General features: G+C 60.5%; 16 protein-coding genes. 4 read left to right on the forward strand and 12 right to left on the reverse strand.

The window, feature by feature from the left end:
• Positions 1-18: 18 nt before the first annotated feature.
• The 10 genes from AC1RBA_RS26535 to rpsB form a co-directional block, all read right to left on the reverse strand.
• Positions 19-537, reverse strand: coding sequence for an OmpH/Skp family outer membrane protein (locus tag AC1RBA_RS26535; RefSeq protein WP_046684967.1), 519 nt, complete (start codon positions 535-537; stop codon positions 19-21).
• Positions 538-588: 51 nt separating this feature from the next.
• Entirely contained in the window at positions 589-2,925 is a 2,337-nt protein-coding gene (gene bamA / locus AC1RBA_RS26540) for an outer membrane protein assembly factor BamA (RefSeq protein ID WP_070221517.1), read from the reverse strand.
• Between the two features lie 83 nt (positions 2,926-3,008).
• Positions 3,009-4,370, reverse strand: coding sequence for an RIP metalloprotease RseP (gene rseP, locus AC1RBA_RS26545; protein WP_099411123.1), 1,362 nt, complete (start codon positions 4,368-4,370; stop codon positions 3,009-3,011).
• On the reverse strand, positions 4,367-5,551 hold the full coding sequence (gene ispC, locus AC1RBA_RS26550) for a 1-deoxy-D-xylulose-5-phosphate reductoisomerase (RefSeq protein WP_492420390.1): 1,185 nt from the start codon (positions 5,549-5,551) through the stop codon (positions 4,367-4,369). Before ispC ends, rseP begins: the two co-directional genes overlap by 4 nt.
• A gap of 8 nt (positions 5,552-5,559) precedes the next feature.
• Positions 5,560-6,393, reverse strand: coding sequence for a phosphatidate cytidylyltransferase (locus tag AC1RBA_RS26555; protein ID WP_070288002.1), 834 nt, complete (start codon positions 6,391-6,393; stop codon positions 5,560-5,562).
• Positions 6,393-7,160 (reverse strand): polyprenyl diphosphate synthase, encoded by a 768-nt coding sequence (gene uppS / locus AC1RBA_RS26560; RefSeq protein WP_121669221.1) that lies wholly within the window; start codon positions 7,158-7,160, stop codon positions 6,393-6,395. The genes AC1RBA_RS26555 and uppS overlap by 1 nt, the downstream gene beginning before the upstream one ends.
• Positions 7,161-7,260: 100 nt before the next feature.
• Positions 7,261-7,821 (reverse strand): ribosome recycling factor, encoded by a 561-nt coding sequence (gene frr / locus AC1RBA_RS26565; protein WP_070221522.1) that lies wholly within the window; start codon positions 7,819-7,821, stop codon positions 7,261-7,263.
• Between the two features lie 166 nt (positions 7,822-7,987).
• A complete protein-coding gene (pyrH, locus tag AC1RBA_RS26570; protein WP_034752258.1) occupies positions 7,988-8,704 on the reverse strand; it encodes a UMP kinase in 717 nt (238 codons plus the stop codon).
• A 147-nt stretch (positions 8,705-8,851) separates the two neighbouring features.
• Entirely contained in the window at positions 8,852-9,763 is a 912-nt protein-coding gene (gene tsf, locus AC1RBA_RS26575) for a translation elongation factor Ts (RefSeq protein ID WP_070221523.1), read from the reverse strand.
• Between the two features lie 158 nt (positions 9,764-9,921).
• Positions 9,922-10,674 carry a 30S ribosomal protein S2 gene (rpsB, locus tag AC1RBA_RS26580; RefSeq protein ID WP_010397614.1) on the reverse strand — a complete coding sequence of 251 codons (753 nt, stop codon included), beginning with the start codon at positions 10,672-10,674 and terminating at the stop codon, positions 9,922-9,924.
• Between the two features lie 400 nt (positions 10,675-11,074).
• On the opposite strand from rpsB, the gene map reads away from it, so the two are divergent.
• From map to AC1RBA_RS26600, 4 genes are all read left to right on the forward strand, one after another.
• Complete coding sequence (gene map / locus AC1RBA_RS26585; RefSeq protein WP_070221576.1) at positions 11,075-11,887, forward strand: type I methionyl aminopeptidase; 813 nt, start codon at positions 11,075-11,077, stop codon at positions 11,885-11,887.
• 58 nt (positions 11,888-11,945) lie between these two features.
• Positions 11,946-14,513, forward strand: coding sequence for a [protein-PII] uridylyltransferase (locus tag AC1RBA_RS26590; RefSeq protein ID WP_492420393.1), 2,568 nt, complete (start codon positions 11,946-11,948; stop codon positions 14,511-14,513).
• A 41-nt stretch (positions 14,514-14,554) separates the two neighbouring features.
• Positions 14,555-15,304: a pseudouridine synthase gene (locus AC1RBA_RS26595; RefSeq protein ID WP_034752263.1), complete on the forward strand. Its 750-nt coding sequence runs from the start codon at positions 14,555-14,557 to the stop codon at positions 15,302-15,304.
• A 145-nt stretch (positions 15,305-15,449) separates the two neighbouring features.
• Complete coding sequence (locus AC1RBA_RS26600; RefSeq protein WP_083287073.1) at positions 15,450-16,214, forward strand: flagellar brake protein; 765 nt, start codon at positions 15,450-15,452, stop codon at positions 16,212-16,214.
• A gap of 95 nt (positions 16,215-16,309) precedes the next feature.
• Here the strand turns inward: AC1RBA_RS26600 and def are convergent, their stop codons facing one another.
• Both def and galU read right to left on the reverse strand, forming a co-directional pair.
• A complete protein-coding gene (gene def, locus AC1RBA_RS26605) occupies positions 16,310-16,846 on the reverse strand; it encodes a peptide deformylase (RefSeq protein ID WP_070221525.1) in 537 nt (178 codons plus the stop codon).
• Positions 16,843-17,736, reverse strand: coding sequence for a UTP--glucose-1-phosphate uridylyltransferase GalU (gene galU / locus AC1RBA_RS26610; RefSeq protein ID WP_070221526.1), 894 nt, complete (start codon positions 17,734-17,736; stop codon positions 16,843-16,845). Before galU ends, def begins: the two co-directional genes overlap by 4 nt.
• Positions 17,737-17,750: the final 14 nt, after the last annotated feature.

A 17,750-nucleotide genomic window follows, 5' to 3' on the forward strand; every position in this document is an offset into this window, starting at 1 on the left:
ATTACCTCTATTCTAATATCACTTGTCCAGCGCCTTCAATACCTTGTCGGTAATGTCGATGCGCGGGCTGGCCCACAGGGCTTCCTGCAGCACGATGTCATATCCTTCGATATGCGCCATCTGCTGGATGATGGTGTTGGCCTTTTCCGCGATGGCGCTGCGCTCTTCATTCGTGCGCTGGCTCAGGTCTTCGCGGAACTCGCGCTGGCGGCGTTGCAGTTCCTTGTCCAGCTCGAAAAACTCGCGCTGGCGCTTGGCGCGCTCCGCCTCGCTCAGGGTCGGCATGTCCTTTTCCAGGGCTTCGTTGGCCACCTTGAAGCGGGCAGCCAGTTCCTGCACGGCTTTTTCGCGCGAGCGGAACTCTTCGGCCAGCTTGGCGCTGGCCAGCTTGGCCAGCCTCGATTCGTTATAAATACGTTCGCTGCTGATCCAGGCGATCTTCGACTCCTGAGCCTGCGCCTGCACCGGCAACAGCGAACTCCAGCACAATGCGATCACGGCAAGGGTCTTGGGCAGGGTAGCGGATGCGGTGTTCATGATACTCCATGGTCAAAAAGTAAAAGCTGTCGCCCCCGTTCAGATGGCCGGTTAGAAACCGGTGCCCATCTGGAACTGGAAGCGCTCCAGGCGGTCCGTCGGCTTGGCGTTCAGCGGCTTGGCGTAGCTCAGCTTGAGCGGGCCCACCGGTGAAATCCAGCTGATGCCCAAGCCAGCAGAATAGCGCAATTGCGAGATCCGCATTTTTTCGCCTTCCTGGTAGACCTGGCCGCCGTCAAGGAAACCGAACCAGCGCAAGCTGCGGTCATTGCCCGAACCGGGGAATGGCATCTGCAGTTCCGCGTTACCGATCAGGCGCGAAGCGCCGCCCAAGGCATCGTTGGTGCTCGGTTCGACCGCGCCCAGCGAGGAACTCAGGTAGCCGCGCACCGAACCGATGCCGCCGCCGTAGAAGTTCTTGAAGACCGGATACACGTGCTTGCCGATACCGTGGCCGTAATCGATCTCGCCCTTCAGCGCCAGGGTGACCTTGCTGAACAACGGACGGAAATACTGGTGCTCATAAATGGCGCGGAAGTATTTCTGGTCGCCGATCAGGTCGGCCTCGAGGTTGACGCGTTGGTAGCGGCCGATCGATGGCGTCAGGGCGCTGTCGCGGCTGTCGCGCTGCCATGCCGCCGTCAGCGGGATGGAATTCGTGGTGGCCGAACCGATACCGTCGGACGGGCCGCCATTGTCGATCACGTACTGCTTGAAGCGGATCGGGCTGGTGATGTCCGTTTCGATGCGTGAGCGCTCGGCGCCGATGCCGAAAAAGACGGTGTCGACTTCCGAGAACGGCACGCCGAAACTGACGCGGCCACCGGTCTGCTTGATCTTGTAGCTGCCGATGTTCAGCGCCGGCGGTTCCGTCGTGCGCAGATAGACTTCGAAGCTGCGCGAAATGCCGTCGTCCGTGAAGTACGGATTGGTTTGCGAAAACGCGATCGTGCGGCTGTAATGGCTGGTATTGAGTTCGATGCCGACCGTGTTGCCGCTACCGGCGAAGTTGGCTTGCGAAATCGAGGCCGACAGGGTGAATTTTTCCGATTGCGAGAAGGCGCCGCCGATCAGGAAGTTACCGGTGGGTTTTTCCACCACCGTCACGTTGACGTCGACCTGGTCGGTCGTGCCCTGCGCTTCCGGCGTGTCGATGGTCACGTCCTTGAAGTAGCCGAGGCGGTCGACACGGTCGCGCGACAGCTTGATCTTGTTGCTGTCGTACCAGGACGATTCGAACTGGCGGAATTCGCGGCGGATGACTTCATCGCGCGTGGTGGTGTTGCCGGCGATATTCATGTGGCGCACGTAGACGCGCTTGCCCGGATCGATGAAGAAGGTGAAACCGACTTCATGCTTTTCGCGGTTGATTTCGGGATTGGCGTTAACGTTGGCAAACGCATAGCCGAACGTGGCCAGGCGGTCCTGGATGCGCTTGTTCGTCGCCGTCAGGCGCGCGCCCGAGTAGATGTCGCCTTCGCGCATCAGGTTCAGCGCTTTGAGCTCTTCTTCGCGGCCGAACATCTCGCCTTCGAACTTGGTGCCGGCGATCTTGTACTTTTCACCTTCGGTGATGTTGATCGTCAGATAAATATCTTTTTTATCGGGCGTGATCGACACTTGCGTCGAATCGACCTGCATCTCGATGTAGCCGCGGTCCAGGTAGTAGGACTTCAGCGCTTCGATGTCGCCCGTCAGCTTGGTCTTCGAATACTGGTCGGCCTTGGTGTACCAGCTGAACCAGCCGCCCGTGTTCAGGGCCAGCTGCTCGCGCAGTTCCTTGTCCGTGAAGGCCTTGTTGCCGACGATGTTGATCTGCTTGATGCGAGCCACGTCTCCCTCGTCGACGGCGAACACCACGTTGACGCGGTTGCGCTCGATCGGCGTGACGGTGGTGGTGATCTTCACGCCGTACAGGCCATGCGACAGGTACTGGCGCTTGAGTTCCTGTTCCGCGCGGTCGACGGAGGCCTTGTCGAAAATCTTGGCTTCACCGACGCCGATTTCCTTCAGCGCCTTGACCAGCACGTCCTTTTCAAATTCCTTGGTACCGGTAAATGCCACGCTGGCGATGGCCGGACGTTCCTCGACCAGCACCACCAGCACGTCGCCATCGGCTTCCAGGCGCACATCCTTGAACATGCCCGTCGCATACAGGGCCTTGATGGCGGCAACGCTCTTCTCGTCGGAGAACGTTTCGCCGACCCGCACCGGCAGGTAGGCAAAGACGGTGCCCGCTTCAGTACGCTGGATCCCTTCGACCCGGATGTCCTTGACAGTGAACGGCTGGACGGCCAGCGCGTGGCCGGAACAGATGGCCATGACGGCGGCGCCGATCAGGCTGCGGCGAAAGGAAGGCAAGGCAAAACGAGCAGAATGTAATTTCATTGGGGTTATTCAATGGGTAAATCAATGGACAACATACACAAAAGATTGCTTGTGCGACTCACGCAATGGCCTCAACCAGCGCCCTAATTCAGCAATCGCAACACGTCATTAAAGACGGCAAGCACCATCAAGGTCAGCAACAAACCTATCCCCAGGCGCTGGGCAATCTCGCCTACGCGCTCCGGCAAGGGGCGTCCGGTCAAAACTTCCAGCGAATAATACAGCAAATGCCCGCCATCCAGAACAGGAATGGGTAGCAAATTCATCACGCCCAGACTGATACTGATGAAGGCGATGAAGCTCAGGTAGCTTACCAAGCCGATGCGCGCCGTCTGGCCCGCGTAATCGGCGATGGTAATGGGCCCCGTCACATTCTTCAGAGAAACCTGGCCGGTGATCATTTTGCCCAACATTTTCAGGCTCATGACACTGGTATCCCAGACCTTGGCGGACGCCTTGCCCACGGCAGAGATCGGTCCGGAGGCCACGGTGATCATATCCGGCACCTGTCCCAGCTTTGCTTGTATCTTACCAACTGTTACAGCTCCCTCTGCCCCGGCGCCCTGCACGGCGTCCGGCGTAATGGGCAAGGTCAAGTCCTGGCCCTGGCGCAAGAGCTGCAATTGCAAGGTGCGACCCGGCGCCTGGCTCAGGGTGGCGATGACGGCCGCCACGTCGTGCACGGGTTGTTCGTCAATGGCCAGGATCTGGTCGTTTTTCTGCAGGCCGGCGCGCGCGGCGGCGCCATCGGGCATGATTTCCATCAGCGTGGGCGCGGAACGGGCCAGGGTCAACCCCAGCTTGCCCAGCACGTCGCCTTCCAGGTCCGTCTCCGTCAGGCTGGCCGTCGGCAAGGTCGCTTCCTGCTGACCACGGTCGGGACGGCGCACTTCGATGCGCGCCGGCAACTTGTCGAGGGTAGCCTGGATCAGTTCCCAGCGCAGCTCGGACCAGCTGGCCACGGGCTTGCCATTTACCGACTCGACCGTATCGCCGCTGCGCAAGCCGGCCGCATAGGCGGCAGTCTGTTCGGCCACGGGACCGAGCTTGCTCGACGGCTCTTCGATGCCATGCATGAACAGGCCCGCGTACAGCACGATGGCGACGAGGAAGTTGGCCAGCGGGCCGGCGGCCACGATGGCGATGCGGCGCCACACGCTCTGGCGCGTGAATTCGCGGCGCAATTCGCTTTCCGGCAAGTCGCTGAGGTCTTGCGCGCGGCTGTCGAGCATGCTGACATAGCCGCCCAGCGGCAGCGCGGAGATCGCCCATTCCGTCTGGTCCTTGCCAAACTTGCGCGAATACACCACTTTTCCCATGCCGATCGAGAAACGCAGCACTTTCACACCGCACCAGCGCGCCACCAGGTAGTGGCCCAGCTCGTGCAGGGTAATCAGCGAACCGAGCGCGACGATAAAGGCCAGCAACGTGGTGATGAGCGTCATGCAGCAAGCCTTTGCGCGATATACGCTTGCGCGGCCGCTCTGGCCCGGCGGTCCTGCTCCATCACGGCGTCGATGCTCGAAGCGGCGCCATGCGGCACCGTCTCGATCACGTGCGCGATGACCCTGTCGATCTGGCGGAAGCCGATCTGTTCGTCAAGAAACGCTTGCACGGCCACTTCATTGGCCGCATTGAGCAAAGCCGGCGCCGTGCCGCCCGCACGCAAGGCGTCAAAGGCCAGCGCCAGGCAGGGGAAACGGCGGAAATCGGGTCGTTCGAACTGCAAGGTGGCCACTTGGGCCAGGTCCAGCTGCGCTACGCCGGAAGCGATGCGCTGCGGATACGCCAGCGCATGGGCGATCGGCGTGCGCATGTCCGGATTACCCAGCTGGGCCAGCACGGAACCGTCGATGTACGAAACCATCGAATGGATCACGCTTTGCGGGTGGATCAGCACCTCGATCTGGTCGGCCGGCGCGCCGAACAGCCAGTGCGCCTCGATCACTTCCAGGCCCTTGTTCATCATGGTGGCCGAATCGACGGAAATCTTGCGCCCCATGGCCCAGGTCGGATGCTTGCATGCCTGGTCCGGCGTGACCGTGTCGAGCGTCTCGACGTCGCGCGTCAGGAAAGGGCCGCCGGAAGCCGTCAACACGATTTTCGCCACGCCCGCGGCGCCCGGCGCGCGGCCATGGGCGTGCGGCATGCATTGGAAGATGGCGTTGTGTTCGCTGTCGATGGGCAGCAGCACGGCGCCGTTGTCATGCACGGCATCGATGAACAGCTGGCCGGACATGACCAGCGCTTCTTTATTGGCCAGCAACACTTTCTTGCCGGCACGCGCTGCCGCCAGGGTGGGCGCCAGGCCGGCCGCGCCGACGATGGCCGCCATCACGCCCGTCACCTGCGGCGCGCTGGCGATGTCGCACAGGGCGTCCACGCCGTACTCGACTTGCGTATCGACGCCCTGCCCGCGCAGCAAGCGCGTCAGTTCAAGGGCGGCGTCGGCCGTGCCGACGACGGCGCGCCGGGGGCGAAATTGCAAGCACTGGGCGGCCAGTTCGGCCACGCGGCTGTGGGCGCTCAGCGCATACACGCTGTATTGCTCCGGATGACGCGCGAGCACGTCCAGGGTGGACACGCCGATCGAGCCGGTCGCGCCAAGAATGGTGATGTATTGCATGAGTTTCCTTAAAGCCAGCTGGCCACGAGGGCGGCAAATGGCAAGACCGGGATCAGCGCATCGATACGGTCGAGTACGCCGCCATGGCCGGGCAGCAGCTTGCTGCTGTCCTTGATGCCGGCGCGGCGCTTCAGCTGGGATTCGAACAGGTCGCCGACGATGCTGGCCGCAACGATCAGCAGCAGCACCAGCAAGGCCACCAGCCAGCCGCGGCGCAATTGCAGCTGCACGGCGAAGGTGTCTTGCAAGACCGGCAGCGATGGCGCGGCCACGATGGTGATGGCGGAGATGACCAGCACGGCGATGCCGCCGCCGATGGCGCCTTCCCAGGACTTACCTGGGGAAATACTTGGCGCCAGCTTGCGCTTGCCGAACGCCTTGCCCGAGAAATAGGCGCCGATATCGGCGATCCACACGAGGGCCATCACGGACAGCAGGTACAAAGGGCTATGCAGGAACAGGGCGATGATGGCGACGAAGCAGCCGACGATGGTCACCGGGTACACGAAGCTGAGCAAGGTATTGCCCAGGCCTTCGGTGGGCGGCAAGCCTGTTGCCAGCGAAGGCACGAAGCGGATCAGCCAGATGGCCACGCACAGGGCGAACCAGAAATTGAGCTGCGCCATGCCGTTGCCGACAAAAAAAGTATACGCGAAGGCGGCAGTCCAGACGGCGGCGATCAGCAGCGCCTGGCGATTTTTGAAGATGCGGAAGCTTTCCCATACGGCGGCGCCGAAGAACGCCGTGGCGATCACGGCGAAGGCGGGGAAATAATTCAGATACAGAACCGGCAGCAAGACCGCCAGGAGGACCAGGGCGGTGATTATCCGTGTTTTCAGCATCAGTTTGTCTTTTCAGTTAATTGCGCGCTGGTACGGCCAAAGCGCCGTTCGCGCTGCTGGTAAGACGCGATTGCCGCGTCGAGGCACTCGCCATTGAAGTCGGGCCAGAAAGTTTCGGTGAAAAACAACTCAGTGTACGCCAGTTGCCACAGGAGGAAATTGGAAATGCGCTGCTCGCCGCCCGTGCGGATGAACAGGTCGGGCTCGGGTGCGTAAGCCATGGCCAGGTGCGGCGCCAGTTGCTCTTCCGTGTAAGCGTGTCCGGCAGACTGGCCATCGGCGAGCACCTGGGCCGTCATTTTATTGACTGCCTGCATGATGTCCCAGCGGCCGCCGTAGTTGGCGCAGATGGACACCGTCAGGCGCGTGTTGTTCGCCGTCTTGCGCTCCGCATTGGCGATCAGGGTTTGCAGCTCGTCGTTGAAGCGCGACAAGTCACCCACCACCTTCAGGCGGATGTCGTTCGCATGCATCTTGACCACTTCGCGTTCCAGCATCGTGACGAACAGGCGCATCAGCATCGACACCTCTTCTTCCGGGCGGCGCCAGTTTTCCGAGCTGAAAGCAAACAGGGTCAGGTATTCGACGCCGCGCTCGATGCAAGCCTCGACGATGCCGCGCACGGCATCCGCGCCCTTGACGTGGCCAGCCACACGCGGCAGGAAGCGCTTGGTTGCCCAGCGACCATTGCCATCCATAATGATTGCCACATGGCGCGGCACCGTGCCCACTTCAGGTACTGCCGTTGTCGAACTCGAATAGATCATGAAAACACGAATACCAAAAAATAAAAGATAACTATTATGCTCCAAATAGCACTGCCCGGAAAAGCCGTGCTTTTCCGGGCAGCGCCAAAAGGACTGAAAACTAGACGGTCAGCACTTCTTTTTCTTTGTCGACAACCATCTTGTCGATGTCGGCAATAAACTTGTCCGTCAGCTTCTGCACTTCTTCCGACGAGCGACGCTCATCGTCCTCGGAGCAGGCTTTTTCCTTGACCAGTTTTTTCAGCGACTCATTCGCATCGCGGCGAATGTTACGCACGGCGATTTTCGCGTCTTCCGCTTCGCTCTTGACCAGCTTGACCATTTCCTTGCGGCGCTCTTCCGTCAGCGGCGGCGTCGGAACGCGGATCAGGTCGCCCTGTGCCGATGGGTTCAGACCCAGGTCGGCGTCGCGGATGGCTTTTTCGATGGTGTTGGCCATCTTCTTCTCGTACGGCTGCACGCCGATGGTGCGCGCATCGATCAGGGTCACGTTGGCCACCTGGGTCAACGCCGTCGGCGAACCGTAGTACTCGACCATCACGTGGTCCAGGATACCCGTATGGGCGCGGCCGGTACGCACTTTGGCCAGGTCGGCCCGCAGTGTTTCCAGCGACTTCGTCATGCGTTCCTGGGTATTTTTCTTAACGTCAGCTAAGGACATTGCTGTACTCCTTGTCTTGATAATAATGAATATTGCTACTTCGCTTGCGATGAAAACACCAGCGCAGTCGGGAGTGCCGAAAACCGTTCAGGGCAAGGCGCGGCGCCGAATGTACGGCAAGGCACTGCAACGCAGCCATGGACGGCTTCTCGGCGCTCCGCTTCCCTTATACGTGAACCAAGGTGCCTTCGTCTTCGCCCATGATGACGCGCATCAGCGCGCCCGGCTTGGTGATCGAAAACACTTTAATCGGCAGTTTCTGGTCGCGGCACAGGGCGAATGCGGTGGCATCCATTACTTGCAGATGCTTGGCGATGGCGTCGTCGAACGTAATCGTGTGGAACAGGGTGGCGTTCGGATCCTTCTTCGGATCGGCTGTGTAGACGCCGTCGACCTTGGTGGCCTTCAGGACGATCTCGGCGCTGATCTCGGAACCGCGCAGGGCGGCTGCCGTATCGGTGGTGAAGAACGGATTGCCGGTACCGGCGGCAAAGACGACCACTTTGCCTTCTTCCAGGTATTGCAGGGCTTTCGGGCGGACGTACGGCTCGACCACTTGTTCGATGCCGATGGCCGACATGACGCGCGCGGTAATGCCGACATGGCGCATGGCATCGGCCAGGGCCAGTGCGTTCATCACCGTGGCAAGCATGCCCATGTAGTCGGCGGTGGCGCGGTCCATGCCTTGCGCACCAGGCGCGACGCCGCGGAAGATATTGCCGCCGCCAATCACGATTGCCAGTTCCACACCCAACTTCGCCACCTCGGCCACATCGGCCACCATGCGCTCGATCGTGGCGCGGTTGATGCCGTAGGGATCATCGCCCATCAGGGCTTCGCCGGACAACTTGAGGAGGACGCGCTTGTAGGCTGGTTTTGACATGAGCTGGGGCTCCATAAATGAGGTTATTCGAGTATGACATGGCGCAGCGCCTTGCAGCGCCGGATAGGCGGGAGGAAGCTGCCCATGCCGCCGCCCGGCACACAGGTGCGGGCGGGCCAAAAAAACGGGCCTCTCGGCCCGCTTTACTTACGCTCCCTGGGAGGCAGCCATCTGTGCTGCGACTTCTGCTGCGAAGTCGTCTTGCTTCTTCTCGATGCCCTCGCCCACTACGTACATGGCGAAACCTTTGACGCTGGTGTTAGCCGCCTTCAGCATTTGCTCAACCGACAGCTTGTCGTTTTTCACGAAAGCTTGGTTCAGCAGGGAAACTTCTTTCAAGAACTTCTGTACGGAACCTTCCAGGCGCTTGGCCAGGATTTCCGGCGATTGCGCTGGCTTGCCTTCGGCGGCCGCTTTGGCTGCGTCTTCTTCGGCTTTCAGTTGTGCAACCGAACGCTCTTTTTCGATCAGTTCCGCAGGAACTTCGTTCGACGACAGCGACACTGGCTTCATGGCAGCGATGTGCATGGCCACGTCTTTGCCCACTTGCTCATCGGGGCCGTCGAATTCGACGATCACGCCAATGCGCGAACCGTGCAGGTACGAAGCCAGCTTGGCGCTGGTTTCGAAACGCTGGAAGCGGCGGATGGTCATGTTTTCGCCGATTTTGCCGATCAGGGCAGCGCGCACGTCTTCCAGGGTCTTGCCATCGAGTGGCAGGGCCAGCAGGGCAGCGACGTCAGCCGGGTTGTGTTCCGCTACCAGACGGGCAGCGTTGTTGGCCAGTGCCAGGAAATCGTCGTTTTTCGCAACGAAGTCGGTTTCCGAGTTCACTTCGACCAGGGCGCCTACGCCATTGGCGATGTAGGTTGCCACGACGCCTTCAGCGGTGATGCGTGCCGATGCTTTCGATGCCTTGCCGCCCAGTTTGACGCGCAGGATCTCTTCCGCACGAGCCATGTCGCCTTCGGCTTCGGTCAGTGCTTTTTTGCATTCCATCATTGGTGCGTCGGTTTTGCCGCGCAATTCGCCTACCATCGCTGCTGTAATCGCTGCCATGTGTTTCTCCTGATTCGGTGAGTCGATAGTCGCGGCCGGGCATGCATGCCTCGCCAGCGGTCACTATCGTTTTTTTGTTAAAAAAAAGGGGGAGCTGCTGCCACCCCTTTTCCCTTACTGCTGTGCTTACAAACGGCTATCTTGCGATAGCCTGGCCATTAAGCCTGTTCGTTAACTTCGACGAATTCGTCGCCAGCGGCTGCTTTAACCATTTCAACAACTTCGTTACCGGCAGCTGCACGGCCTTCGATGATTGCGTCAGCAACACCGCGAGCGTACAACATGATGGCTTTCGAGGAGTCATCGTTACCTGGGATCACGAAGTTCACGCCTTCTGGGGAGTGGTTGGTATCGACAACGCCGATGACCGGGATACCCAGTTTAGCTGCTTCGGTGATCGCACCTTTGTGGTAGCCGACGTCGACGACGAAGATTGCGTCAGGAATGCCGCCCATGTCCTTGATGCCGCCGATCGATTTTTGCAGCTTGATCATTTCGCGGGAGAACATCAGCGCTTCTTTTTTCGACAGCTTCTCGATCGAACCGTCTTCGATCATCACTTCCATGTCTTTCAGACGCTTGATCGAGGTTTTGATCGTTTTGAAGTTGGTCAGCATGCCGCCCAACCAACGTTGATCAACGAAAGGCACGCCAGCGCGTTGTGCTTCAGCAGCGATGATTTCGCGAGCTTGACGCTTGGTGCCAACCATCAGGATGGTGCCACGGTTTGCAGCCAGTTGACGCACGTGCTTCATTGCGTCCTGGTACATCGCCATGGTTTTTTCCAGGTTGATGATGTGGATCTTGTTGCGATGGCCGAAGATGAACGGTGCCATTTTTGGATTCCAAAAACGGGTTTGGTGACCAAAGTGGACACCGGCTTCCAGCATTTCGCGCATTGTTACGGACATTATTAACTCCAGGGTTGGGTCTGGAATCCGATCAGTCACCATACAGGCACCCTTGTCGACCGGATTCGCGTGTTTATATAAATTAAAGACACTGTTTTACTGCATTGCTTAAAAGAGAATTCAAGCAACCCGGGATTCTACACTGAAATGCCTGCCGCATCAAGTCCGCACCGCAAATCGCGCGCCCGGCGGAAACGGCCGGCGCACCACGATGGTGCAAGGCGTGGCTGCACCGCCTTTTCATCCGCTTTCTCCCCACAAATCCCCTCCCGGCCATAGGAAGGAGGCGGCGGATTCAGGGCGCCTCGTTTATAATTTCGGCATATTTGCAGACTTTTCCCCATACAGCAGGAATCGTCTGTGCTTTTCACCTGAATTCTTGCAGATTGCGAATTACACCATGTCCACCATCCGTATCAATACCGCCGCCGACATCGAAGGCATGCGCATTGCCGGCAAGCTCGGCGCCGAAGTGCTCGACTACATCACCCCCTTCGTCAAGGTGGGCGTCACGACGGGCGAACTCGATCGCCTGTGCCACGAATACATGGTCAACGTGCAAGGCACCATCCCTGCCCCGCTCAACTACTGCCCGCCCGGCTACACGCCCTATCCGAAAGCCATCTGCACCTCCGTCAACGACGTCATCTGCCATGGCATTCCCGGCGACAAGGTCCTGAAAAGCGGCGACTCCGTCAACCTAGACATCACCGTCATCAAGGATGGCTACCACGGCGACAACAGCCGCATGTTCCTTGTCGGCACGCCGACCATCCTGGCCAAGCGCCTGTCGGAAATCACCTATGAGTGCATGTGGCTGGGCATCGATCAGATCAAGCCGGGCGCCCACCTGGGCGATATCGGCCACGCCATCCAGCAGCACGCGGAAAAGGCCGGCTACAGCGTGGTACGCGAATTCTGCGGCCACGGCATCGGCAAGGTCTTCCATGAAGAGCCGCAAGTCTTGCACTACGGCAAGCCAGGCACCCTGGAGCGCCTGGAAGCGGGCATGATTTTCACGGTGGAACCGATGATCAACTCGGGCCGCCGCGAAATCCGCGAAATGAACGATGGCTGGACCATCAAAACCAAGGACCGCAGCCTGTCGGCGCAATGGGAGCACACGGTGCTGGTCACGGAAACGGGCTATGAAGTGCTGACCGTCTCGCCGGGCATGCCGCCGCCGCCCGCCTTTATCGGCAATAAAGCCTGATAAGCGTCATTATTAATCAAGCCTGACCCCACCCGACCCACCGCCACCCAGGGCCCAGATGAAAAAGCAAGTTCGGGAACAGCTGAAACAGCAACTGAAAGCCGACCGCCAGGTCGTCATTGCGGCCTTCCAGACCGACGGCAAGCCTGAAAAACTGCTGCGCAGCCTGCGCCACAGCGTCGATGGCGTGCTGGCGCGGGCCTGGCAGGAAGCGGGCTTGCCGCCAGGCACGGCCCTGGTGGGCGTGGGCGGCTATGGCCGGGGCGAGCTGTTTCCGTATTCCGACGTCGACCTGCTGATCCTGCTGCAACAATCGCCGGACGCCGCCACGCAGGAAAAGCTCGAGGAACTGGTGCAACTGCTGTGGGACCTGGGCCTGGAAATTGGCCACAGCATCCGCACCGTCGATGAATGCCTGGTCGAATCGAAGGCCGACATCACAGTGCAGACGAGCTTGCTCGAAGCGCGTCTCGTGTGCGGCAACGCGGACCTGTTCGCGCAATTGCAGCAGCGCTATGACGCGGCCATGGACGCGCAAGCCTTCTTCCAGGCAAAAACGGCGGAGATGCGCCAGCGCCATGCCAAGTACGAAGACACGGCTTTCAGCCTGGAACCGAATTGCAAGGAAAGCCCGGGCGGCCTGCGCGACCTGCAGGTGATCCTGTGGGTGGCCAAAGCGGCCGGCCTGGCGAACTCGTGGCGCACCTTGGCCACGGGCGGACTGATCACCCTGACGGAAGCGCGCCAGCTGATGGAAAAGGAGCGCGCCTTCAAGGATATCCGCGTGCGCCTGCACCTGCACGCGGGGCGGCGCGAAGACCGCCTCGTGTTCGACGTGCAGACGGCGATCGCCGAATCGCTGGGCCTGCAAGCGACGGGCAGCGGGCCGCACATGCGCCGCGCCAGCGAATTCCTCATGCAACGCTACTACTGGGCCGCCAAGACGGTGACCCAGCTCAACACGATTTTGCTGCAAAACATCGAAGCGCGGCTGTTCCCGCAGGACGACGTGGCCGTGCCCATCAACGAGCGCTTCAATGAAGTCAACAGCCTGATCGACATCAGCGCCGACGACACGTTCGAGCAATACCCATCGGCCATGCTGGAAGTCTTCGTGCTCATGACGGAGCGCCCGGCCCTGAAGGGCATGACCTCGCGCGCCACGCGGGCCCTGTGGCACGCGCGCTTCAAGATCGACGCCGCCTTCCGCCAGGATCCCGTCAACCGCGCCCTGTTCCTGCGCATCATGCAAGCCCCTGTCGGCATCATCCACGCGCTGCGGCGCATGAACGAGATGAGCATCCTGGGGCGCTACCTGCCGAATTTCCGCCGCATCGTGGGCCAGATGCAGCACGACCTGTTCCACGTGTACACGGTCGACCAGCACATTCTGATGGTGGTGCGCAACATGCGCCGCTTCACCATGAGCGAACACGCGCACGAATATCCGTTCTGCAGCCAGCTGATGGCCGATTTCTCGCAATCGTGGCTGCTGTACGTGGCGGCCCTGTTCCACGACATCGCCAAGGGCCGCGGCGGCGACCACTCGAAGCTGGGCGTGGCCGACGCCACCCAGTTCTGCCAGGACCACGGCCTGTCTGCCGAGGACACGGAACTGGTGGCTTTCTTGGTGGAAAATCACCTGACCATGTCGCAAGTGGCGCAAAAGCAGGACTTGTCCGATCCCGACGTCATCGCCGCCTTTGCGAAAGTGGTCAAGGACGAGCGCCACCTGACGGGCTTGTACCTGCTGACGGTGGCCGACATCCGCGGCACCAGCCCGAAAGTGTGGAATGCCTGGAAGGGCAAGCTGCTGGAAGACCTGTACAAGATCACCCTGCGCGTGCTGGGCGGCGAGCCGCACACGGCCGACCGCGAGCTTAAAAACCGCCAGCAGGAAGCGCTGGCCACCCTGCGCCTGTATGGCTTGCCGCCCGATGCGCACCTGAAACTGTGGCAACAGCTGGACGTGGCCTATTTCCTGCGCCACGACGCGTCCGACATCGCCTGGCAGACGCGCTCGCTGTATGACAAGCTCGACAGCAAGTTGCCGGTGGTAAAATGCCGGCTGGCGCCCATCGGCGAAGGCTTGCAGGTGGCCGTGTACATTCCCGACCAGCCAGACCTGTTCGCGCGCATCTGCAGCTATTTCGACCGCAAGAATTTCAGCATCCTCGACGCGAAGATCCATACGACGAAAAATGGCTATGCGCTCGACACCTTCCTCGTCACCGAGCAAAACTTCGCCAAGAGCTACCGCGACATCATCAGCCTGATCGAGCATGAGCTGGGCGAGCTGCTGCAGTCGCAGACGCCGCTGCCGCCGCCGGGCAAGGGACGGCTGTCGCGCCTGTCGCGCACCTTCCCCTTCCAGCCGACGGTGGACCTGCGGCCCGATGAAAAAGGCCAGTACTACCTGCTGTCGGTGGCCGCCAACGACCGCACGGGCCTGCTGTATGCGATCGCCAACGTGCTGACCAAGTACCGCATCAACTTGCACACGGCCAAGATCATGACCCTGGGCGAGCGGGTCGAAGACGTCTTCCTCGTCGACGGCCCCGCGCTCAACAATGCCCGCAACCAGATATTGCTGGAAACCGATTTACTCGATGCGCTGAAAGTGTAAGCTTTCCGCGCAACGCCTACCCTTACTGAAACTGAAACAACATGACCGAAGAATTATTACGCTTGTCCAAACGCATGTCCGAACTGGGCCTGTGCTCGCGCCGCGAAGCCGATGAATGGATCGCCCGCGGCTGGGTCCGCGTGGATGGCAAGGTGGTGTCCGAACTGGGCAGCAAGGTCTACCCGAGCCAGAGAGTCACCGTGGAACGCCAGGCGGCGGCCGAGCAATCGAAGCGCGTCACCGTGCTGATCAACAAACCCGTCGGCTACGTCAGCGGCCAGGCCGAAGACGGCTACACGCCCGCCGTGGCCCTGATCAAGGCGGAAAACCGCTGGGCGGAAGACCGCAGCCCGGAACAATTCCATCCGACCCAGCTGCGCAGCCTGGTGGCAGCGGGACGGCTGGACATCGATTCCGTCGGCTTGCTGGTCCTGACGCAGGACGGCCGCGTGGCCAAGCAGCTGATCGGCCACGATACCGACATCGACAAGGAATACCTGGTGCGCGTGAGCTACACCAAGGGCGGCACCCTGCCCGACAGCGAGCTGAAAAAGCTCAACCACGGCCTGTGGCTCGACGGCAAGCCGCTGTTGCCGGCCAAGGTGCGCTGGCAAAACGAAGACCAGCTGAGCTTTACCTTGCGCGAAGGCAAGAAACGCCAGATCCGCCGCATGTGCGAAGCCGTGGGTCTGAAGGTGCTGGGTTTGAAACGCGTGCGCATCGGCAAGGTCAAACTGGGCGACTTGCCGACCGGCCAATGGCGTTATTTGAGCGCAGACGAACAGTTTTAAGCGGCGACGTCAAGGCGGCATGCCAGGCCTGCATACATAAGCAACAGGAATATAGTGATATAAAATCAATTATTGTGATTTACTTAGTAAATATTGCCTTAAACCTATACACTATTCCCCATTAGAACAAAAGAGATACGCTGTCGTGAACGATCCCATCCCCAATCCCCTGCGCAAGGGCGCGCCCAGTCTGGCTGACGTGGCCGAGCCGATGGCCCCCGGCACCAAGCCGCACCATATGAGCGATCCGTGGGATATCGGCGAAACCTTGTGCAGCCTGGCTGACAACGGCGACGCCATCTCCATCTACCCGGCTGGCGGCGAAGACCTCATCCTGGGGCGCGTCCTGTCCGTTGACGATGACTTGCCGCAATTCGTGCTGGAACTCAATGAAGGTGCGACCCTGCCGCCTGGCGGCGCCACGTTTGTGTCGTGGGTACAAAACGCCAAACTGCAGTTCACCATCAATGGCGAATGGCAAGCGTATCCCGAGCGGCCGAACGTCTACCTGACGAACTTTCCCAGCCATTGCCTGGTCCTGGAGCGGCGCGAATCGGCCCGCCTGGAAACACCGCTGGGCGTGTACTACCTGGCCGCCTTCGTGCTCGAGGGCCGTCCATATGAATTGCAGCTGTATGATTTCTCGGCCGGCGGCATCGGCATGCGCGCCCATCCGCGCGACACGGTAGGCCTGTACGTGGGCCGCAAGCTGTCGCGCGTGCGCCTGGAGCTGGGGCCGGACAAGGTCATGATCGCCGACCTGGAAATCCGCCTGTCGCGCACCTTCCGCTCCTTCCTGCTGGGCGAGCAGGTGCAGATCGGCTGCCGCTTCCTGAACCTGACGGATGCCATGCAGGATGAGCTGAAGGCATTGCTCGATAACCTGGGCAGCAGCCGCAAGGTGCGCTAGTTTAGTACTGGGGTCAGACCCTCAACACCGCCAACACATAGCTTTGCGCTAACGCATCCGGGGGTCTGACCCCGGACGTCCAGGTTAAGCGGCAATTAATCGTCGTCGTTCGGATCCAGGTCGGGGAACATGACCTCGGTATAGCCGAACTGCGTGAAGTCGACGATACGCATCGGATACAGGATGCCGTGCAGGTGGTCCACTTCATGCTGCACCACGCGCGCATGGAAGCCGTCGCAGTCGCGGCTGATGGGCTGGCCGAACTGGTCGACGCCTTCGTAGTGCAGCTCGCTCCAGCGCGGCACGCTGCCGCGCAGGCCGGGCACGGACAGGCAGCCTTCAAAACCCTCTTCCTTGCGTTCCGACAAAGGCGTCAGCACGGGGTTGATCAGCACGGTTTCCGGCACTTGCGGTGCGTCGGGATAGCGCAGGTTCTGCTTGAAGCCGTAGATCACCACTTGCAGGTTGACGCCGATCTGCGGCGCCGCCAGGCCTGCGCCATTGGCCGCGTGCATGGTGTCGAACATGTCGGCGATCAAGGCATGCAGTTCGGGCGTATCGAATTCACGCACGGGCTCGGCCATCCGCAGCAGGCGCGGATCGCCCATCTTCAGGATTTCACGTACGGTCATTTTGCGTCCAGTGTCGATTGCAGTTCTTGCAGGTAAGTGCGGAAGGCCGCGCCCGTTTCCGGGTGTTTCATGCCCATCGCCGTCGTTGCCTTCAGATAACCGAGCTTGGAGCCGCAATCATAACGCTGCCCCTTGTAACGGTAAGCCAGCACGCGCTCTTCACGCATCAGGGCGGCGATGCCGTCCGTCAACTGGATTTCACCGCCGGCGCCCGTACCGATTTTCTCCAGGTGCTCGAAGATGCGGCTGGTCAGCACATACCGGCCGACCACGGCGAGGGTCGACGGCGCCTCTTCCGGCACGGGTTTTTCCACGATCCCCGACACCAGCTCCAGGTCAGGCTGATAATGCTGGGCGCTGACGATACCGTACTGCCTGGTTTCCGCGCGCGGCACGTCCTGCACCGCCAGCAGGGAACAGTTTTCATACTGGAACACATCGGCCATCTGCGCCAGCACGGGGCGCACGCCCTCTTCCACATCCATGAAATCGTCGGCCAGCAAGACGGCAAACGGCTCGTCGCCGATCACGGGACGCGCGCACAGCACGGCATGCCCGAGGCCCAGCGGCGCCGACTGGCGGATGTAAATACAATTGATGTGCTTGGGAATGACGTTTTGCACCATTTCCAGCAACTGGCGCTTGCCGGCCGCTTCCAGTTCCGACTCGAGCTCATAGGCCGTATCGAAATGGTCTTCGATGGCGCGCTTGTTGCGGCCGGTGATGAAGATCATTTCCGTGATACCCGCGGCCACGGCTTCCTCGACCGCGTACTGTATCAATGGCTTGTCAACGATAGGCAACATTTCCTTCGGTTGCGCCTTGGTCGCAGGCAAGAAACGGCTGCCCAGGCCGGCGACGGGAAAGACTGCTTTTCTGATTTTTTTCATGGGTCTTCTGTAAT

Source organism: Janthinobacterium sp. GW823-FHT03B06, assembly GCF_058796955.1.